Source organism: Sphingomonas sp. Leaf21 (assembly GCF_916858675.1).
GTDB lineage: Bacteria > Pseudomonadota > Alphaproteobacteria > Sphingomonadales > Sphingomonadaceae > Sphingomonas.
This window is the reverse complement of sequence record NZ_CAKASM010000013.1, coordinates 49,633-67,350: the sequence shown is the minus strand read 5'-3', so window position 1 is coordinate 67,350 and position 17,718 is coordinate 49,633. Positions and strand designations below refer to the sequence as shown.

Sequence of the window (17,718 nt, the reverse complement as noted above, 5' to 3'; positions counted from 1 at the left end):
GACCGCATGCTGTTCCCCCATTTGCATCGCCGCGACCTGTTGAAGGGCGCCGCCGCGCTCGCCCCCTTCGTGATGGCGGGCAAGGCCTTCGCCGCCCCCCAGGCGGGCAGCCGTCTGCTGGTCGTGTTCCTGCGCGGCGCCTATGACGCGGTCAACATCGTGGTCCCGAGCGGCAGCGACTTCTATCACCAGTCGCGTCCCACCATCGCGCTGCCCAAGCCGAACCCGGCCGATCCCAATGCGCCGCTGCCGCTGGACGCCGACTGGGCGCTTCATCCCGCGCTGAAGGACACGATCCTGCCGCTATGGCAGGCGAAGCAGATCGCCTTCGTCCCCTTCGCGGGCACCGACGATATGAGCCGCAGCCATTTCGAGACGCAGGACACGATCGAGCTGGGCCAGCCGGTCGGCGGGCATCGCGACTATGGTTCGGGCTTCATGGCGCGGCTCGCGGAAATCCTGGGCACGGGCGAGAAGCCGATCGCCTTCACCGACCAGTTGCCGCTGTGTTTCCGGGGCGGCGACGATCCCATCCCCAATCTCGCGCTCGCCAATGTCGGCAAGCCGATCGACCAGCGCCAGGCCGCGCTGATCCAGAGCATGTATGCCGGGCATCCCGATCTCGCTCCATCGGTCAGCGAGGGTTTCGCGGTGCGCGACACCGTCTACAAGACGCTTGATCAGGAGATGAAGGCGGCGAGCCGGGGTGCCGTCTCGGCCAAGGGCTTCGCACTGTCGGCGCAACGGATCGGCACGCTGATGCGCGACCGGTTCAACCTGGCCTTTGTCGATGTCGGCGGCTGGGACACGCATGTGAACCAGGGTGGCGCGACGGGTTATCTTGCCGACCGGATCGGCGATCTCGGACGCGGACTGGCCAGCTTCGCGCAGGCGATCGGGCCGGATGCCTGGCGCATGACCAATGTCGTCGTCGTATCCGAGTTCGGCCGCACCTTCCGCGAAAACGGCGACCGGGGCACCGATCACGGCCATGGCAGCATCTATTGGGTGCTGGGCGGCGGGGTGTCGGGCGGCCGCATGGCGGGCGAGCAGGTCGCGCTGTCCGCCGCGACGCTCAACCAGAATCGCGATCTGCCCGTGCTGACCGACTATCGCTCGCTGATCGGCGGGCTGGTCGGGCGGCAGTTCGGCCTGTCAGCCAGTCGCCTGGCGCCGCTCTTCCCCAATAGCACCCCGGCCGATCTGCGCCTGATCTGACAACACCCCGGCACGGCCACGAATATCGTCGAGCACATCGTCGAGCGTCAGTCCCGCCAGCTTGTCCTCCAGCGCTTCGCGCACCGGGGTCAGCATCGTCTCCAGGCTGGCGGTGATGTGCCGGTCGATCATCCCCTCCCCCTCGGGCGGCTGGCGATGGAAGGCGAAGAAGTTGCGATCCTCCACCGCCTGGTACACGTCGACCAGCCGGATGTCGGACGACGGCCTGGCCAGCATCGCCCCGCCGCGATTGCCGAGCTGCGACCGGGTCAGCCCCGCCGCCGCCAGACGCAGCAACAACGCGCGGACCACCGCGGCGTTGGAATTGACGCTGACCGCGATATCCTCGGAGCGAAGGGGCGTGTCCCCATGCTCGGCCATCAAGGCAAGCATATGAAGCGACACGACAAATCGAGTGCTGGTCGGCAACTAATCACGCTCCTCACTGCGCGGCCCGGCGGGTCGCCACGATAATCGTGGTCACCCTTGTCGGGATGCGTCCATGAATGGACCATATGGGCTTTGCTTTTACTAATCCATGTTATTCGGATTAGATTATTGCGTTAACGTTCCCGACGCGAAACGTATCCCCTTCATCGTTTCTGCTCTTTTTCGTGGTTGCCATCGGGCAACGGGTCAGCGCGCCGCGGATGGCAGGCGGATTTCGAACAGTTCCGGCCAGTTCTTTCCGGTCACGAAAATCCGGTGCTTCGCCCGGTCATAGGCGATGCCATTGGGCACCGAATCCCGATCGGTCAGCCCGACCCGGTTCACCAGGTCGCTGAGATCGACCACCCCCGCCACGACCCCGGTCGTCGGGTCGATCCGCACGATATAGGGGGTCATCCAGACATTGGCCCAGATTTGCCCGTTTATATATTCCAGCTCGTTGAGATATTTGAGCGGCCGCCCATTGACCGTCACGTCCAGCGTCCGCGCGACCTTCATCGTCGCCGGGTCCAGGAAGCGCAGCCGGGGCGTGCCGTCGGACAGGATGATGTGCCGCCCGTCATCGGTCATCGCCCAGCCTTCGCCGTCATAGCGCCATTCGCCGGTACGCTTCAGCGTCGGGCGGCTCCAGCGGAAGCCACGTCCGCCATGCCAGGTGACGCTGCGCAGCTCGGGCCCCCAGGCGACGATACCCTCGCCGAACAGGCCATCGGGCACGGTCGCCTGGCGAAGCGTCTTGCCGGTGGCGAGGTCGACCTGCCGGATGTTGCTCTGCCCCTCGCGCCCGGTGCTTTCGTACATCGCGCCGTCGGTAATCAGCAGCCCTTCGGTAAAGGCGGCGGTGTCGTGCGGATAGGCATGGACCAGTACCGGCTTCTCGATCGGCGCGGGTGCGGGCGTCGCGGCGGGCGCCGACGCCTGTTGCGCGACGGCGGGAAGGGCGAAGGCGAGCGCCAGCGGCAACAGGACGCGGATCACAGCGTGCGCACCAGTCGCGCCACGCGCGCGATCCAGGCGGGCGCGGGCACCGTCACCCCCGCCGTCCCCGGCTCCAGCGGCAACAGGTGCAGCGCGTCGCCCAGCACGGCGGCGAGCCGGGCGAAGACATAGCCACCGGCGGGGCGGGGCACGAGGATATCGCGATTCATGGCATCGGCGAATCTATCCGCGCCCAATGGCTCGCACCAGAGCTCATCACCGGCGCGATAGTCCCCGATCGCGCCGGTCACCGTGACCGCCATCATCCCCGGCGTCGCACAGGGCGGCGAGACGACCCGCGCGCTGCGCGGCGCCACCGCCCCGCGCGGCCCCAGTAGCGCCGCGACCGGCAGCGTGTCGCGCTCCGGCAGGGTCACCAGATCGCCGGTGGTGCAGCCCAGCGCGTCGGCGATGCGGGTGAGCCAGGGCAGCGATACCGTCCGCGTTCCCATCTCGAGCCGACCGATCGTCTGCGGCGTGGTGGGCGGGCAACAGGCGCGCGCGACATCGTCCAGCGTCATGCCCTTGGCGCGGCGAACCTCGCGGATCGCGGTGATCATCGACCTGTCCCTTTCGTCCGTATCCCTCTGGCTGTCCTATAGCCGTCCCGTCTTGGCAACCCCCCGCCGCCCGAGCCCCGACTGGCGGCGGCGCCCTCGCTGAGCTAAGCGGTCGCGTCTCGTCAGTGCCGAACAGGAGGTCCGCGATGCGGTTCGCGATCGTCAAATGCCATGGGTCGGGCAACGACTTCCCGATGATCGACGCGCGCGAGCTGTCCTTGACCGAGGCGCAATGGGCGGGCGTGGCGCGCGCGCTGGCCGATCGCGAGGGTCCGGTCGGCGGCGATGGCCTGCTGCTGCTCGTCCCCGGCGATGCGCAGGCCGCGTTCGGGATGGTGATGCGCAACAGCGACGGGAGCGAGGCGGAGACGTGCCTCAACGGCGTCCGCTGCGTCGCCCGCGCCGGGTTCGAGGCGCTCGGGCTCGACACCGCGACCGTCAAGCTCAAGACATCGCGGGCCGAGGCGCGGCGCGACGACGATCTGGCGCCCGGCGTCTATACCGTGCGCGAGACAGCGGGCCCGGCAGGGCTGTCGACCGCCGCCTGGCCGATCCACGGCGCGCCCGAACGCCTGGTCGAGGCGGTGCTGCCGATGCTCGATCCCGCCCTTCGCTTCACCGCCGTGACCATGCCCAACCCGCATCTGGTCCATTTCGTCGAGCAGGTGGACGAGGCGGAGCTGGTCCGGCTCGGCCAGCTTTGCGAGGCGGCGCCCGACTGGCTGCCCAACCGCGCCAATGTCTCGTTCGTCGAGCTGCGCGGCGATGCGCTGTTCGTCCGGACGTTCGAGCGCGGCGTGGGCCTGACCGACAGTTGCGGCAGCGCGATGGCCGCCTCCACCTACGCCGCCTGTCTGACCGGGCGTATCGGCTGGGACCGCCCGACCGTGGTGTTCAATCGCGGCGGCCTCGTCCGCGCCTTTGCCGGGCGGGATGGCATGGTCACGCTGTCGGGCAACGCGACCTATGAATGGGCGGGATCGGTCGAGGTCGACCTCTCCAGCGAGACGGCCAGCGACCTGGTGGTCGATCGCCGCTTCCCCGAGGAGATCGCCGCCTGGGACGCCGCCAGGCGGGGGTGAGCCCTTCCGGCGAGTGGCGGGCGTTCGCTTCGACGTCGCTCCGCGCGGACGGAGGGTGGGGGGCGTTCCGGCGCACCGATCAAGGCCACGCAAACGACATGCCCACCCGCACGCAACGCAAGCCCGCGCTTGGGCGTTGATCGAACATGCTCCCCGTCCGCCGCCAGATCGCCGACCAGATTCGAGACGTGGTCGGCGCCCGTTCGCTCGATCTGACTCGGCCGCCGGGCGATGACGGCCTGTTCGGGCCGGGTTCGGCGACATGGGCGGTTCACGGCGACTTCACCGCGATGATGGCGGGCGGGATCGCGTCGCTGCTCGTCCAGATGCTCCACCCCGCCGCGCTGGCGGGGGTGTGGGACCATTCGCAGTTTCGCCGCGACATGGCCGGCCGGCTGAGACGCACCGCCGGGTTCATCTCGGTCACCACCTATGGCTCGACCGAGGCGGCGGACGCTATGATCGCGCGGGTAAGGCAGGTACATGACCGGGTCAGCGGCACCCTGCCCGACGGCACGCCCTATAGCGCCAACGATCCGCATCTGCTGACCTTCGTCCATGCCGCCGAGGTCGACAGCTTCCTTCGCGCGCACCGCACCTATCGCGACCCCGATTTTCCGGACGACGCGGCCGACCGCTACCTCGCCGAGATGGCGATGATCGCACGGCGGCTGGGCGCACGGGATGTTCCCGAGGATCGCCACCAGCTGGCACGCTTCCTGGGATCGATCCGGTCCGAGCTTCGCGTCGACGCGCGCACGCGGATGGTCGCGCGCACCCTGCTCAACCAGCCCGCGCCCAGCCCCACGCTCGCGCCCGTCGCTTCCTGGCTGACCCAGGCGGGAATCGCGCTGCTTCCCGAATGGGCGGCGCGGCTGCACGGCCTGGACGGCCCCGCCGCGATCCGCCCCGCGATCCGGGCGGGCACCCGGCGGCTGGGCGGCGCGATCCGCTGGGCGCTGGCGGGCTGAGCGACATTCAACCATGCCTGTCCACCCCTCGCCCCTCGTAGAGGGGAGAGGGGAGAATAAGGCCTACAGCGTCCCCAGCCGCCGCACCGCATCGAGATAGCCGCGCATCGCCTCCAGCGCGGGCTGGGTCAGCACCATGAAGGCGCGGCGGCGGTCGACCGGATCGGGTTGCCGCGCGAACAGCCCCGCCTCGGTCATCTTGCCGATCCATCGCAGTGCGGTGGTCGGCGCGACGGCGGCGGCGATGCACAGGCTGGAGACCGATACCCGGGTCTCCTCCAGATGCGCCGCATAAAGGTCGAGCAGCATGTCCCAGGCCGGTTCCTCGAACAGCCCCGTTCCGAAAAAGCCGTCGCGCTGCCGCCGCGCGCGGATCATGCGGCGGACCAGATCGGCGTCGCCCGGATGCGACCGTGCGGGCGCCCCGTGAAAGCTCTGGTGTCGGTCGCCGACGCCGCCGCGCCGGTTCTCCTCCTCCTGCACCGACAGCCGGGCGAGCGCCTCGGCGATGCGCGCGACCTCGGCATTCAGCCGCCTCAGCCGCTCCGACTCCCCTTCGCGGAAATGCGCGTGCAGCATCGCGGCGGCGCTGTTGCTGACCCCCGCGACCGCCAGCGCCGCGATCAGCTCGGTCTGGCTGGCATCGCACAGCATTTCCACCTTGGGGCCCAGCAGCATCGCCGCGACCAGATCGATCTCCGCCGTGGTCAGACTGACCACAATGGGCAGATCGAGCGCGGTCGCCACCGCATCGATCCGGGCGAGCGCGATCTCCATCATCGCGGGTTCGGCACCATGCGTATCGACCAGGAGCAGCGGGCGCCCCGCCTGAAGGCCGATTTCGTCGGCCACCGACGCCCAAGCGATCGTCCGCAGCACGCGGCCGCCCGCCTGATGCACGGCATCACGCGCCGCTACGGCCAGTGCGGGCGCGCCGATCACCACCACGCCGAAACCGTCGCCGTAAAGCTCCTGTCCGTCCACCCTTTTTCCCCGTTGCCCCGCCCCCCAGGCCGGGTACACCGCCAGATCCTGTCCGGCGGACGGGCTTCGGATACGATATGGCGCCCTCGCGATCCAGCGGAAGGGGCGAGATCGCGATGACGATTCAGTCCAAATCGGTCATTTAGCCGAGCGCCTTGACGATCTCCTCGACCATCTTCTTGGCGTCGGCGAGCAGCATCATCGTATTGTCGCGGTAGAACAACTCGTTATCCACCCCGGCATAGCCGACGCCGCCCATCGAGCGCTTGATGAACAATACGGTCTTGGCCTTTTCGACATCGAGCACCGGCATGCCGTAGATCGGCGAGGACTTGTCGGTCTTCGCCGCCGGGTTGGTCACGTCATTGGCCCCGATGACGAAGGCGACGTCGGTCTGCGCGAACTCGGCGTTGATGTCCTCCAGCTCGAACACCTCGTCATAGGGGACGTTCGCCTCGGCGAGCAGCACGTTCATATGGCCGGGCATCCGGCCCGCGACCGGATGGATGGCGTATTTGACGCGAACCCCCTCCTTCTTGAGCAGGTCGCCCATCTCGCGAAGGACATGCTGCGCCTGCGCCACCGCCATGCCGTATCCCGGGACGATGACGACCTGTTCGGCCTGGCTCATCAGGAAGGCCGCGTCCTCCGCGCTGCCGCGCTTCCACGGCCGGTCGACCGCAACGCCGCCCGCACTTCCCGCATCGCTCGCGCCGAAGCCGCCCGCGATCACGCTGATGAAGCTGCGGTTCATCGCCCGGCACATGATGTAGGACAGGATCGCACCCGACGATCCGACCAGCGCGCCGGTGATGATCATCGCGCTGTTGTGCAGGGTGAAGCCCATCGCCGCCGCCGCCCAGCCCGAATAGCTGTTCAGCATCGACACCACGACCGGCATGTCCGCGCCGCCGATGGGGACGATCAGCAGGAAGCCGATCGCGAAGGACAGGATGGTGATCGTCCAGAAGATCCACGGCGCCTGATCCCGCGTGAACATCGCCACCAGGATGACGATCGCGCCGAGGATGCCGAGATTGAGCGCATGACGGCCGGGCAGCAGGATCGGCTTGCCACCCATATTGCCGTTGAGCTTCAGGAAGGCGATGACCGAACCCGAAAAGGTGATCGCGCCGATCGCCACGCCCAGCGCCATCTCCACCCGGCTGACGACATGGATGCTGGCAAAGGGCGGTCCGATCAGCGGTACGACCATGTCGGCGATGTCGAAGGCGACCGGGTTGAGGAACGCCGCGCACGCGACCGCGACGGCGGCGAGCCCGACCAGCGAGTGGAAGGCGGCGACCAGCTGCGGCATCGCGGTCATCGCGATGCGCCGCGCGGTGGTGATGCCGATCGCCGCGCCCAGGCCGATGGCGGCGAGGATTTCGATGATCGCGGTCCAGTCGACGCCCTGTGCGTCGAAGTTGCGGCTCCCCTCCGGCAAAGCGAAGGGCACATGCGTCACCAGCGTGGTGACGACCGCGATGCCCATGCCGATCATGCCGAAGCGATTGCCCCGCTGGCTGGTCGTCGGACTCGACAGCCCCCGCAACGCCAGGATGAAGCACACCCCCGCGACCAGATAGGCGAGCGAGACCCAGGGGCTGGCCGCCATGCTCTGCGGAACGGTCGACAGGACGGAGGGGCTCACGAGCGCTTCTCCTTCTTGCGGTACATGGCGAGCATTCGCTGCGTCACCGCGAAGCCCCCGAAGATGTTGATGCTGGCCAGCACGACCGCCGCCAGCCCCAGCCATTTGGCGACGCCCGAACCCGTCGCCCCCGACGACGCCGCCGACGCGATCAGCGCGCCGACGATGATGACCGAGGAGATGGCGTTGGTGACGGCCATCAACGGCGTGTGCAGCGCGGGCGTGACCGACCAGACGACATAATAGCCGACGAAGCAGGCCAGCACGAAGATCGACAGGATCGCTATGAAGTCCATGCTATTCCTCCCCGGCACGGGGAGGGGGACCGCTCGCCGAAGGCGAGTGGTGGAGGGGGCTCGCCGCCAGCGAGACGATCGAAGCGGCGACCGCTTCGGCATCGCGCAGGATATCAGCGGCGCCGATCCTTATGACCCTGTACCCGTTGTCACTCATAAAACGGTCACGCGCGGTGTCGCGAAGCGGACGTTGATCGACGCCGTGAATCGCACCGTCGACCTCGACGACCAGTCGCGCCTTGGCGCAGAAGAAATCGGCGACGTAGCATCCGATGGGATGCTGTCGCCGGAAACGAACGCCGCCGGGCGATCCTCGAAGCTTTTGCCAAAGCATGACCTCCGGCAGACCCAGTGACCGGCGGAGTTTTCGCGCCAGCGCTACTTCGGGCCGCGGCGTTGGTGGCACGCCCCCTCCACCGGCTTCGCCGGTCCCCCTCCCCGTTCCGGGGAGGATCGTCACGACCCCAACCTCGGGTTCACCACCTGCCCGCCCCTGGTCAGCCGGATCGCGTCGCCGATCTCCTCGTCGAGCACCGGCCGCCCGGCATCCTTGTCCCAGAAGGCCGCCAGGAAATTATACAGGTTGCGCGCGAACAGGGCCGAGGCGTCCGGCGCCAACCGCCCTGCCATGTTGCGGTGGCCGATGATCGTCACGCCGTGGCGCTGGACGATCTCACCCGCCACCGCGCCCTCGACATTGCCGCCCGCCTCCACCGCCAGGTCGACGATGACGCTGCCGGGGCGCATCGTCGCGACCTGCCCATCGGTGACCAGTCGCGGCGCGGGGCGGCCGGGGATCAGCGCGGTGGTGATGACGATATCCTGTTTGGCGATATGCCCCGCGACCAGTTCGGCCTGTGCCGCGCGATAGGCGTCGCTCGTCTCGCCCGCATAGCCGCCCGCACCTTCGCCCTCGATCCCCGCCACGCCCTCGACGAAGATCGGCTTGGCGCCAAGCGACTGGATCTGTTCGCGCGTGGCGGAGCGGACGTCGGTCGCCGACACCTGCGCGCCCAGCCGCCGCGCGGTCGCGATCGCCTGAAGCCCCGCGACGCCGACCCCCATGACGAAGGCGCGCGCCGCCGGGATCGTGCCCGCCGCCGTCATCATCATCGGAAAGGCTCGGCCATAGGCGTTCGCCGCCTCCAGCACCGCCTTGTATCCGGCGAGGTTCGACTGGGACGACAGGATGTCCATCGACTGGGCACGGGTGATGCGCGGCATCCAGTCCATCGCCAGCGCCTCCAGCCCCCCCGCTGCATAGGCGGCGACCGCCTCGCCGCGGCGGAACGGATCGAAGGCACCGACCACCCAGGCGCCGGGCGCCACGCCCGCGAGCGTCGCGGCCTCGGGTGCCTGCACCGCCAGTACGATATCGGCGCCGGCCAGGATCTGATCGCGCGCGCCGGGAATCGCCCCCGCCTGCGCATAATCCTCGTCGGAGATCCCCGCCGCCATCCCCGCGTCGCGCTCGACCGCCAATGTCGCGCCGAGCGCGATCAGCTTGCGGACCGTTTCGGGCGTGGCGGCGACCCGCGATTCGCCGGATGCGGCCTCGCGCAGGACCGCGATGCGGACGCTCACGGCGTCAGGCGATCAGCCAGAGGACGACCATCACCAGCAGGGCGACCACGATCGATCCCCATTTGAGCAGGCTGATCAACAGACCGTAGGTGGCGACGTGCGCCTTCATCTCGCCGGTGCCGATGTCATTGGCCGCCATGATCCTCACCTCCGCTATCGGCCGGGGCGGTCGGTCCGCCGTCCTGACCAGATCCGAGCTTATTCGCCACAGCCAGCGGATCAACCCCGAAACGCCCGGTCCGATCCGCGATCTGCACGCGATCGGAAAAGGCAAGCGTCGGAAAGACATCGTTAATCCCGTGATGTCATTACTGTCCCGAATAAAGGCAGATTTTAAGAAAATTGCGCTATAGCGCGGTCAACAGGGCTAATGGGACGAAATATGACGCGCAACGGTCAACGTTTGCTGCTGCTGATCGATGACGAACCTGCCCAGCGTCGGCTGATCGCCGCGCTGGCGCAGCGGGGCGGCTGGCGCACCCTGTTCGCCACCGATGCGGACATGGCGGCCTCCGTCCTGGGTTCGGCGCAGGGGCGCGAACTCGACGCCGTGCTGATCGACCATTGGGCGCCGGGCACCGATGCCACCCAGTTGATCGCGGACTGCCACGCGCTTCGCCCCGAACTGCCCATCCTGATGCTCACCGCCAACGAGTCGGTCGCGCAGGCGGTGGCGGCGATGCGCGCGGGCGCGACCGACTTCCTGGTCAAGCCGCTCGCCCCCGAACGCCTGCTCGCCGCGCTGGAGGCGTGCGTCGCCGGACAGACGAGCGGCGAGCTTCGCCCGCTGACCGAGAAGATCCCCGCGCTCCTCGCCTTCGACGAGATCGTCGGCGACGCGCCCGAATTCCGCGCCGCGCTCGCCATCGCCGCCAAGTCGGCGCGCGCGCGCGTATCCGTGCTGATCGAGGGCGAGGGCGGCGTCGGCAAGGAATCGCTGGCCGAGGCGATCCATGTCGCCTCGCCACGCGCCGAACGGCCGATGGTCCGCGTCAACTGTGCCGCGACCGCCGCCAACCTGCTCGACAGCATCATCTTCGGCCATGAGGAGGGTGCCTTTGCCGGTGCCTTCGAGCGGCGGATCGGCAAGATGGTCGAGGCGGACGGGTCGACCCTGTTCCTCGACGAAGTGTCCGGTATGCCGCCCGAGACGCAGACGCGGCTGCTCGACATGCTGCAGACGGGCACGATCGTTCCGCTGGGCGCGCGCCACGCACGCGAGGTCGACGTCCGCATCATCGCCGCGTCGGACGGTCGCCTGCTGGAGGCGGTCGAGGCGGGGCGGTTCCGCGAGGACCTGTATTACAAGCTCAACGTCGTCCATGTCGCGGTGCCCGCGCTGCGCGACCGGGCGGAGGACGTGCCCGCGCTGACCCGCCATCTGCTCGGCCGGATCGCGCAGCAGCCGGGTCTGCGCGCGCTGGAGATCACCGACGACGCGCTCGAACTGCTCAGCCGCTATGACTGGCCGGGCAATGTCCGCCAGTTGCAGAACGCGCTCTTCCGCGCCGCCGTGCTGTGCGAGGGCGATGCGCTGACCACCGCCGATTTTCCGCAGATCGCCTCGCTGGGGGACCGTCCCTCGGTCGGCGCCACGGCGGCGGGGGCGACTCACAATGGCGGGATCAACCTGTTTCGCCCCGACGGCAATCTGCGCCCGCTGGAGGAGATCGAGGCCGATGTCATCCGCCTCGCCATCAGCCATTATCGCGGCCGCATGACCGAGGTCGCACGGCGGCTGGGGATCGGGCGCTCGACGCTCTATCGCAAGCTGGGCGAACTGGGCATCGACAACGCGGCCTGACATTCCTCCCCTTGCGGGGGGAGGAATAGAGGTTCGTTACCAGAGCACGCCGTCGACGGGCTTCATCGGCTCGGGCGCGGGATCGCCGATCGCCTGGAGCAGGTCGATCTCGATCGTCCGGCACATCGCGCTCAGCGGCAGGTCGTGGACGGTGTCCGAAAAGGGATCGACCAGGTCGTCACCGATCTGCAACGCGGCAAGGAACATCAGGCCCGCGATCGAAGAGCCCACCGGCGTCGCGAAACCCAGCGTCTCGACCAGCCCGATCGGCAGCAGTACGCAGAACAGCCGGGTGAAAAAGGCCGGGATGAAGCGGTACTGGTTGGGCAGCGGCGTGTTCTTCAACCGCTCCATGCCGCCCTGCGAATTGGCGATGTCGACCAGCACCGATTCCATCTGCGTCTGCTGGATGGTGTCGATCCAGCCCTTTTTCTGCGCATCGGCGATGCGGCGGCCGGTGCCGTCGAGCAGGCCGTTGGCGGTGTTGGTCCGCGCCAGGGCCGGCTCCGCCTCACCCCGCGACAGGAAGCGCAACACCTCGCCATCGACAGGCTGCTTGCGCAACTGGCAACGCAGCGCGTGCACATAGGCGATCTGGCGGAGGACGATCGAACGCTTGAGGTCGTGCCCTTCGGGATCGGGCAGGAAGTTGCGCGCGCTACGGGCGATGTTGCGCGAGGCGTTGATCATCAGGCCCCAAAGTTGACGCCCCTCCCACCAGCGCTGATAGGCCGAGTTGGTCCGGAAGCCGAGGAACAGCGCCAGCGCCGTACCGAACAGCGTCAGCGGCAGCGACGGCGCCTTGAACGGCAGGACATAATAGGCCACCGTGACGATCACGTCCCAGATGAACAGCGCGACCAGCGGGCGCCAAACCTCCGCGATGATGATGCGGGTACGGGGTACGGCATCGACGATCAAAACAGGTCTCCCTCATGCGACCATCCGGTCGGCATCTCAGGGCGCAGCAACGCCCCAAATCTCCGGTTGGATGCGGCCCCGAAATAATAGTGCGACGCAGCGGGGGAAGCCCCCCGCCCCGCCGGAAACGAAACATTACGAAGGTGCCATGAAGCGGTTCGGGCATGGGAAAGACGCGCTCGTGCCAAGCTTCTCAACCTGCACGATTTCATGGCCGACACGGGTTCACGGCGCCAATCACCGCGTCGCACATGGGCGCGACCGCTTGCCCCGTTGCGCGCGGACAGGCATGTCGAAACGACCATGACCGTCCCCCCGCCCCCCCGCATCCTGATCGTCGCCGGTTCCGATTCCGGGGGCGGCGCGGGCATTCAGGCGGACATCAAGACGGTGGCGATGCTCGGCGGCCATCCGATGACCGCGATCACCGCGATCACCGCGCAGAACACGCTGGGGGTACAGGGCGTGCATCCCGTCCCCACCGCGATGGTGATGGCGCAGATCGACAGCGTGCTCGCCGATATCGGGGCGGACACGGTCAAGATCGGGATGATCGGATCGGCCGAAACCGCACATGCGCTGGCCGACCGGCTGGAGGCGCTGGACCTGCCGGTGGTGTTCGACCCCGTCATGGTCGCGACCAGCGGATCGGTGCTGGCGGATGCCGATGTGATCGCCGCCTTTCGCCGCTTCCTGGCGCTCGCCACGCTATCGACCCCCAACCTGCCCGAGCTGGCGGCGCTGGGCGGCGAGGCGATCGTCCGCCCCTCGACCCGCGCGCTGCTGGTCAAGGGCGGGCATGGCGAGGGACCGGTGATCGAGGACCGGCTGGTCGAGCCGCATGGCGAGCAACGCTGGCAGCATCCCCGGCTCGACACCCGCTCGACCCACGGCACCGGCTGCACGCTCGCCAGCGCGATCGCGACCGGTCTGGGCCAGGGCATGACGCTCGCCGACGCGGTGGATCGCGGCATCGCCTTCGTCCAGGCCGCGCTCGCCGCCGCGCCGGGACTGGGGCAGGGCCATGGGCCGATGGGGCATGGGCTGGGGATGGTCCCCTTCTACCACCTGCTCGCCGCGATCAGCCGCGAGGGCTGGGACGCGCCCGCCTTCGCCGCCCGCTGGGGCTGATCTCCTCCCGGGCGCGGGGCGGAATCGGTGGCTTCCCATCCCCACCACCCCGGGATAAAGCCCCAACCATGGTCGATACCGGTTTTCCCGCACCGCTGTGCGGCGTGGACGAGGCGGGGCGCGGGCCGCTGGCGGGGCCGGTGGTCGCCGCGGCCGTCATCCTGCCAGAGCGCGATTGCCCCCAGGGTATCAACGATTCCAAGAAGCTGACCGAAAAGACCCGCGCGCGGCTCTGTGCCGAGATCCGCGCCTGCGCGGTGGTCGGCGTCGGCATCGTCCATCCCGAGGAGATCGACCGGCTCAACATCTACTGGGCGACGATGAAGGCGATGACGCTCGCGGTCGATGCGGTGGTGGCGGCGCGGGGCAGTCATCCCGCGCATGTGCTGGTCGACGGCAACCGCCTGCCCAAATGGGGCTATGCCGCGACCGCGATCGTCGGCGGCGATGCCAAGTCGCTGGCGATCGGCGCCGCGTCGATCGTCGCCAAGCATGTTCGCGACGAGATGATGATCCAGGCCGCGGCGGAGTGGCCCGCCTATGGGTGGCACTCCAACAAGGGCTATGGCTCGGCGATCCATCTGGCGGCTCTGCGCGAACATGGCCCCACGCCGCTCCACCGCCGCAGCTTCGCGCCTGTGGCGCAATTTTATCTGGACCCCTAATTCCTCCCCATCTCCGATGGGGAGGGGGACCGCGGCCGAAGGCCGTGGTGGAGGGGCATGGCCGGTCCGTCTCGCCCCTCCACCATTGCTGACGTAATGGTCCCCCTCCCCAAGCGTAGCTTGGGGAGGAATTGGCGGGGGATTGAGTCGCCGGTGCCACACCCCCACTCCCTTGGGGGCGAAGTTATCCACAGCCCCAATATGTGCCCCAACGCATAGCCGTTGTCGGCGAATCTGGCGGAATCCCGCGAGTCGCGCGCGCGAATCGCCTCTTGACGACCGACTCCTTCCCGGCCGATGCGAGGCATTGAGGGAAGAAGGAACGGTTAACGATGGGGGTCATCCAGACAGTAGGACGGCCGATCGGGATGCGGCCGGTGTCGGCGAATGGCGAAAGCGACCTGCCGCTCAACCAGATCCTGATGGGCGATTGCATCGCGGCGCTGCGCTCGCTGCCCGACCGGTCGGTCGACATGATCTTCGCCGACCCGCCCTATAACCTCCAGCTCGGTGGCGAGCTGTTCCGCCCCGATGGCAGCCATGTCGACGCCGTCACCGACGCCTGGGACAAGTTCGACACCTTCGCCGCCTATGACGCCTTTACCCGCGCATGGCTCGCCGAATGCTACCGGGTGCTCAAGGACAATGGCTCGCTCTGGGTGATCGGCAGCTACCACAACATCTTCCGCGTCGGGACGGCGGTGCAGGACCTCGGCTTCTGGATCCTCAACGACATCATCTGGCGCAAATCCAATCCGATGCCCAATTTCAAGGGCACGCGTTTCACCAACGCGCACGAGACGCTGATCTGGGCATCGAAGGGCGAGAAGGCCAAATACACCTTCAACTATCGTTCGATGAAGACGCTGAACGACGAGATCCAGATGCGCTCGGACTGGGAATTCCCGATCTGCGGCGGTCAGGAACGCCTCAAGAAGGACGGGCACAAGGTCCATCCGACCCAGAAGCCCGAGGCGCTGCTCTATCGAATCCTCCTCGCCTGCACGCGGCCGGGCGATATCGTCGTGGATCCGTTCTTCGGCACCGGCACGACCGGCGCGGTCGCCAAGCGGCTCGGTCGCCAATGGATCGGGATCGAGCGAGAGCCGACCTATTGCGCCGCCGCGATCGAGCGGATCGAGGCCGCGCTGCCGCTCGACGAAAGCGCGCTCGCCACGATGCAGAGCCCCAAGGCCCAGCCCAAGGTCGCATTCGGCACGCTGGTCGAAACCGGCTATCTCGCGCCGGGCATGCCGCTGATGGATGCCAAGCGGAAATGGCGCGCGACCGTGCGCGCGGACGGCTCGCTGCTGTCCGAATGCGGCCAGGCGGGATCGATCCACCGGCTGGGCTCGGTGCTCCAGAACCGGCCGACCTGCAACGGCTGGACCTTCTGGCACTACGAACTGGAAGGCGCGCTGAAACCCATCGATGCGATGCGCCAGACCTGGCTCCTCGCGACACAGCCGTAAGCAATCCTCCCCGTGCCTGGGAGGGTTTTGGGAAACGTCATGCACCTCCGCCCCGTTCAATTCGTCGACACGCCCGTGGGGCTGGAGGACGGCAGCGTCCTGCGCCTGGCGGGCGGGATGCAGTGGTTCGGCGCCTATGAGGTTCGCGACGGCGCGTCCCGCCGCATCGTGCCGGTCGCGCGTTTCCAGCAGGAACTGGGCGGCTCCCCCAGGGCCGAGGCGCTCCACGCCGCCTTCACCGCGCCCCGAGCGCCCTGGGTGATCGGCCAGCGCACGCTTCGCTTCGATCAGCCGCAGGTCGCCGCGATCCTGAACGTCACGCCCGACAGCTTCTCCGACGGCGGCAAGCATGTCGGCGACCCCGCAGCGGCGGCGGACAGCGGCATGGCGATGGCGGCGATGGGCGCGGCCGTCATCGATCTGGGCGGCGAGTCCACCCGCCCCGGCGCGCCGCCCGTCTGGGAAGGTGACGAGGTCGCTCGCACCGCCCCGGTGATCGCGCGATTGGCCACGGGCGGCGCGCTGGTGTCGATCGACACGCGCAAGGCGGCCGTGATGGAGGCGGCACTGGCGGCGGGGGCGGGCATCGTCAACGATGTCGCCGCCCTGCTGTGGGACGACCGCGCGCTGGACGTGGTGGCAAGGGCGGGCTGTCCCGTCATCCTGATGCACTCGCCCGACCCGGACAAGGGCGGGCATGGACGGGTCGGTTACGGCGACGTGCTGACCGAGGTGTTCGACTGGCTCGAGGCGCGCGTCGCGGCGGTCGAGGCGGCGGGCGTCCCCCGCTCGCGCATGATGGTCGATCCCGGCATCGGCTTCGGCAAGTCGCTCGCCGACAATCTGGCGCTGATCAACGGGCTCGCCATCTTCCATGGGCTGGGTTGTCCGGTCATGCTGGGGGCCAGCCGCAAGCGGATGATCGGCGCGCTGTCCAACGAAGCGCCGGTCGACGCCCGGCTCGGCGGATCGCTGGCGCTGGCGGTGAAGGGCGCGGAGGCGGGCGTACAGTTGATCCGCGTCCACGACGTCGCCGAAACGGTGCAGGCACTGCACGTCTGGCGAGGGCTGCGTGACCGCGCGCTGATGGGATAGCGTCGGGACAAGACGTCTCGCTTTTCCGGCCCCAAGCGCCCACATAGGGCCGATGCAACGCCCCCAGCCCCAGATTATCCGCGTCATCGACTTGGAGACGACCGGCTCCGCCCCGCCCGCGCACGGGGTGTGCGAGATCGGCTGGCAGGACGTGGCGCTGGGCAAGGACGGTCGCTGGGAACTGGAAGGCGAAGGCGGCAATATCCTGGTCAATCCGGGCCGCCCCATTCCCCCCATCACCCAGGCGATCCACCATATCCTGGACGAGCAGGTCGCCGATGCGCCCTGGTGGCACGACGTCGCGCGGCGCGTACTCGACCCCTGGCCGCGCCGCCTCGCGCTCGCGGCGCACCGCGCGGATTTCGAGCAGCAATTCTGCACCCCCGCGATGACGCGGTCGGCCGATTGGATCTGCACCTGGAAATGTGCGCTCCGGCTCTGGCCCGACAGCCCCAGCTTCTCCAACCAGGTGCTGCGCTACTGGCGCAAGCCCGAGGGCCTGGTGCATGAGCGCGGCCTGCCCATCCACCGCGCCTTTCCCGACGCCTATGTCACCGCGCATCACCTCCGCGACCAGCTCAACGAGGCGAGCCTGGCGCAACTGCTCGAATGGTCGCGCAGCCCCGGCCTGTTGCCGCGCGTCCGCTACGGACCCGATCGCGGCAAGGACTGGCGCGAGATCGACGAGGATTCGCTGATGGGTTTCCTGACCGACCGCGATGTCGATGTGCGCTTCACCGCCGAGACCGAAATGGCGCGGCGGCGCGGCGGCGGCCATGTCGGTCGCCCCAGCCCGCAGGAATTGTTGCTGTGATACGGACACTGGCCCGCTGGTAACGCTCCTCATCCTTCG

General features: G+C 68.4%; 19 protein-coding genes. 9 read left to right on the top strand and 10 right to left on the bottom strand.

The genetic code is table 11. From position 1 onward, the window contains the following. Positions 1-6 precede the first annotated feature (6 nt). Positions 7-1,218 (top strand): DUF1501 domain-containing protein, encoded by a 1,212-nt coding sequence (locus tag LRP66_RS11660; RefSeq protein ID WP_230482765.1) that lies wholly within the window; start codon positions 7-9, stop codon positions 1,216-1,218. On the opposite strand, the gene LRP66_RS11655 is transcribed toward LRP66_RS11660, so the two are convergent. The 3 genes from LRP66_RS11655 to LRP66_RS11645 all read right to left on the bottom strand — a co-directional run bounded on the left by LRP66_RS11655 (position 1,156) and on the right by LRP66_RS11645 (position 3,206). Beyond that, entirely contained in the window at positions 1,156-1,647 is a 492-nt protein-coding gene (locus tag LRP66_RS11655; RefSeq protein WP_268992456.1) for an Rrf2 family transcriptional regulator, read from the bottom strand. The genes LRP66_RS11660 and LRP66_RS11655 overlap by 63 nt on opposite strands. A 207-nt stretch (positions 1,648-1,854) precedes the next feature. Further along, positions 1,855-2,646: a glutaminyl-peptide cyclotransferase gene (locus LRP66_RS11650; RefSeq protein ID WP_230482763.1), complete on the bottom strand. Its 792-nt coding sequence runs from the start codon at positions 2,644-2,646 to the stop codon at positions 1,855-1,857. Further along, the gene (locus LRP66_RS11645; protein ID WP_230482762.1) at positions 2,643-3,206 is read right to left on the bottom strand and encodes a helix-turn-helix domain-containing protein; all 564 of its coding nucleotides are present in this window, start codon (positions 3,204-3,206) and stop codon (positions 2,643-2,645) included. Before LRP66_RS11645 ends, LRP66_RS11650 begins: the two co-directional genes overlap by 4 nt. A 146-nt stretch (positions 3,207-3,352) precedes the next feature. Between LRP66_RS11645 and dapF the strand changes: the two genes are divergently transcribed. Next, positions 3,353-4,288: a diaminopimelate epimerase gene (gene dapF, locus LRP66_RS11640; protein ID WP_230482761.1), complete on the top strand. Its 936-nt coding sequence runs from the start codon at positions 3,353-3,355 to the stop codon at positions 4,286-4,288. Between the two features lie 146 nt (positions 4,289-4,434). Beyond that, a complete protein-coding gene (locus tag LRP66_RS11635; RefSeq protein ID WP_230482760.1) occupies positions 4,435-5,259 on the top strand; it encodes an oxygenase MpaB family protein in 825 nt (274 codons plus the stop codon). Between the two features lie 63 nt (positions 5,260-5,322). On the opposite strand, the gene LRP66_RS11630 is transcribed toward LRP66_RS11635, so the two are convergent. The 6 genes from LRP66_RS11630 to LRP66_RS11605 all read right to left on the bottom strand — a co-directional run bounded on the left by LRP66_RS11630 (position 5,323) and on the right by LRP66_RS11605 (position 9,916). Further along, the gene (locus LRP66_RS11630) at positions 5,323-6,243 is read right to left on the bottom strand and encodes a hypothetical protein (protein WP_230482759.1); all 921 of its coding nucleotides are present in this window, start codon (positions 6,241-6,243) and stop codon (positions 5,323-5,325) included. A 142-nt stretch (positions 6,244-6,385) separates the two neighbouring features. Further along, a complete protein-coding gene (locus LRP66_RS11625; protein WP_230482782.1) occupies positions 6,386-7,861 on the bottom strand; it encodes an NAD(P)(+) transhydrogenase (Re/Si-specific) subunit beta in 1,476 nt (491 codons plus the stop codon). Positions 7,862-7,893: 32 nt separating this feature from the next. Then, on the bottom strand, positions 7,894-8,193 hold the full coding sequence (locus LRP66_RS11620; protein ID WP_230482758.1) for a proton-translocating transhydrogenase family protein: 300 nt from the start codon (positions 8,191-8,193) through the stop codon (positions 7,894-7,896). Position 8,194: 1 nt separating this feature from the next. Continuing rightward, entirely contained in the window at positions 8,195-8,527 is a 333-nt protein-coding gene (locus LRP66_RS11615) for an endonuclease domain-containing protein (protein WP_230482781.1), read from the bottom strand. 122 nt (positions 8,528-8,649) lie between these two features. Then, a complete protein-coding gene (locus tag LRP66_RS11610; RefSeq protein WP_230482757.1) occupies positions 8,650-9,777 on the bottom strand; it encodes an NAD(P) transhydrogenase subunit alpha in 1,128 nt (375 codons plus the stop codon). 4 nt (positions 9,778-9,781) lie between these two features. Continuing rightward, complete coding sequence (locus LRP66_RS11605; protein ID WP_230482756.1) at positions 9,782-9,916, bottom strand: aa3-type cytochrome c oxidase subunit IV; 135 nt, start codon at positions 9,914-9,916, stop codon at positions 9,782-9,784. A 243-nt stretch (positions 9,917-10,159) separates the two neighbouring features. On the opposite strand from LRP66_RS11605, the gene LRP66_RS11600 reads away from it, so the two are divergent. Further along, positions 10,160-11,581, top strand: coding sequence for a sigma-54-dependent transcriptional regulator (locus tag LRP66_RS11600; protein WP_230482755.1), 1,422 nt, complete (start codon positions 10,160-10,162; stop codon positions 11,579-11,581). 36 nt (positions 11,582-11,617) lie between these two features. On the opposite strand, the gene LRP66_RS11595 is transcribed toward LRP66_RS11600, so the two are convergent. Continuing rightward, positions 11,618-12,502, bottom strand: a complete 885-nt coding sequence (locus LRP66_RS11595; RefSeq protein WP_230482754.1) for a bestrophin family protein — start codon at positions 12,500-12,502, stop codon at positions 11,618-11,620. Positions 12,503-12,805: 303 nt separating this feature from the next. On the opposite strand from LRP66_RS11595, the gene thiD reads away from it, so the two are divergent. From thiD to LRP66_RS11570, 5 genes are all read left to right on the top strand, one after another. Then, positions 12,806-13,633: a bifunctional hydroxymethylpyrimidine kinase/phosphomethylpyrimidine kinase gene (gene thiD / locus LRP66_RS11590; protein WP_230482753.1), complete on the top strand. Its 828-nt coding sequence runs from the start codon at positions 12,806-12,808 to the stop codon at positions 13,631-13,633. A 68-nt stretch (positions 13,634-13,701) separates the two neighbouring features. Further along, complete coding sequence (locus tag LRP66_RS11585) at positions 13,702-14,298, top strand: ribonuclease HII (protein ID WP_230482752.1); 597 nt, start codon at positions 13,702-13,704, stop codon at positions 14,296-14,298. A 332-nt stretch (positions 14,299-14,630) separates the two neighbouring features. After that, on the top strand, positions 14,631-15,770 hold the full coding sequence (locus tag LRP66_RS11580; protein ID WP_329959269.1) for a site-specific DNA-methyltransferase: 1,140 nt from the start codon (positions 14,631-14,633) through the stop codon (positions 15,768-15,770). Between the two features lie 39 nt (positions 15,771-15,809). Next, positions 15,810-16,865 (top strand): dihydropteroate synthase, encoded by a 1,056-nt coding sequence (gene folP / locus LRP66_RS11575; RefSeq protein WP_230482751.1) that lies wholly within the window; start codon positions 15,810-15,812, stop codon positions 16,863-16,865. Between the two features lie 52 nt (positions 16,866-16,917). Then, the gene (locus tag LRP66_RS11570) at positions 16,918-17,679 is read left to right on the top strand and encodes an exonuclease domain-containing protein (RefSeq protein ID WP_230482750.1); all 762 of its coding nucleotides are present in this window, start codon (positions 16,918-16,920) and stop codon (positions 17,677-17,679) included. Positions 17,680-17,718: the final 39 nt, after the last annotated feature.

What these genes read in the sequence shown, in the direction of transcription:
- folP (WP_230482751.1), top strand. Translation starts at nt 15,810, where the DNA reads ATGCACCTCCGCCCCGTTCAATTCGTCGACACGCCCGTGGGGCTGGAG.
- LRP66_RS11600 (WP_230482755.1), top strand. Translation starts at nt 10,160, where the DNA reads ATGACGCGCAACGGTCAACGTTTGCTGCTGCTGATCGATGACGAACCT.
- LRP66_RS11605 (WP_230482756.1), bottom strand. Translation starts at nt 9,916, where the DNA reads ATGGCGGCCAATGACATCGGCACCGGCGAGATGAAGGCGCACGTCGCC.
- dapF (WP_230482761.1), top strand. Translation starts at nt 3,353, where the DNA reads ATGCGGTTCGCGATCGTCAAATGCCATGGGTCGGGCAACGACTTCCCG.
- LRP66_RS11570 (WP_230482750.1), top strand. Translation starts at nt 16,918, where the DNA reads ATGCAACGCCCCCAGCCCCAGATTATCCGCGTCATCGACTTGGAGACG.
- LRP66_RS11625 (WP_230482782.1), bottom strand. Translation starts at nt 7,861, where the DNA reads ATGGCGGCCAGCCCCTGGGTCTCGCTCGCCTATCTGGTCGCGGGGGTG.
- LRP66_RS11580 (WP_329959269.1), top strand. Translation starts at nt 14,631, where the DNA reads ATGGGGGTCATCCAGACAGTAGGACGGCCGATCGGGATGCGGCCGGTG.
- thiD (WP_230482753.1), top strand. Translation starts at nt 12,806, where the DNA reads ATGACCGTCCCCCCGCCCCCCCGCATCCTGATCGTCGCCGGTTCCGAT.
- LRP66_RS11645 (WP_230482762.1), bottom strand. Translation starts at nt 3,206, where the DNA reads ATGATCACCGCGATCCGCGAGGTTCGCCGCGCCAAGGGCATGACGCTG.
- LRP66_RS11615 (WP_230482781.1), bottom strand. Translation starts at nt 8,527, where the DNA reads ATGCTTTGGCAAAAGCTTCGAGGATCGCCCGGCGGCGTTCGTTTCCGG.
- LRP66_RS11620 (WP_230482758.1), bottom strand. Translation starts at nt 8,193, where the DNA reads ATGGACTTCATAGCGATCCTGTCGATCTTCGTGCTGGCCTGCTTCGTC.
- LRP66_RS11660 (WP_230482765.1), top strand. Translation starts at nt 7, where the DNA reads ATGCTGTTCCCCCATTTGCATCGCCGCGACCTGTTGAAGGGCGCCGCC.
- LRP66_RS11635 (WP_230482760.1), top strand. Translation starts at nt 4,435, where the DNA reads ATGCTCCCCGTCCGCCGCCAGATCGCCGACCAGATTCGAGACGTGGTC.
- LRP66_RS11585 (WP_230482752.1), top strand. Translation starts at nt 13,702, where the DNA reads ATGGTCGATACCGGTTTTCCCGCACCGCTGTGCGGCGTGGACGAGGCG.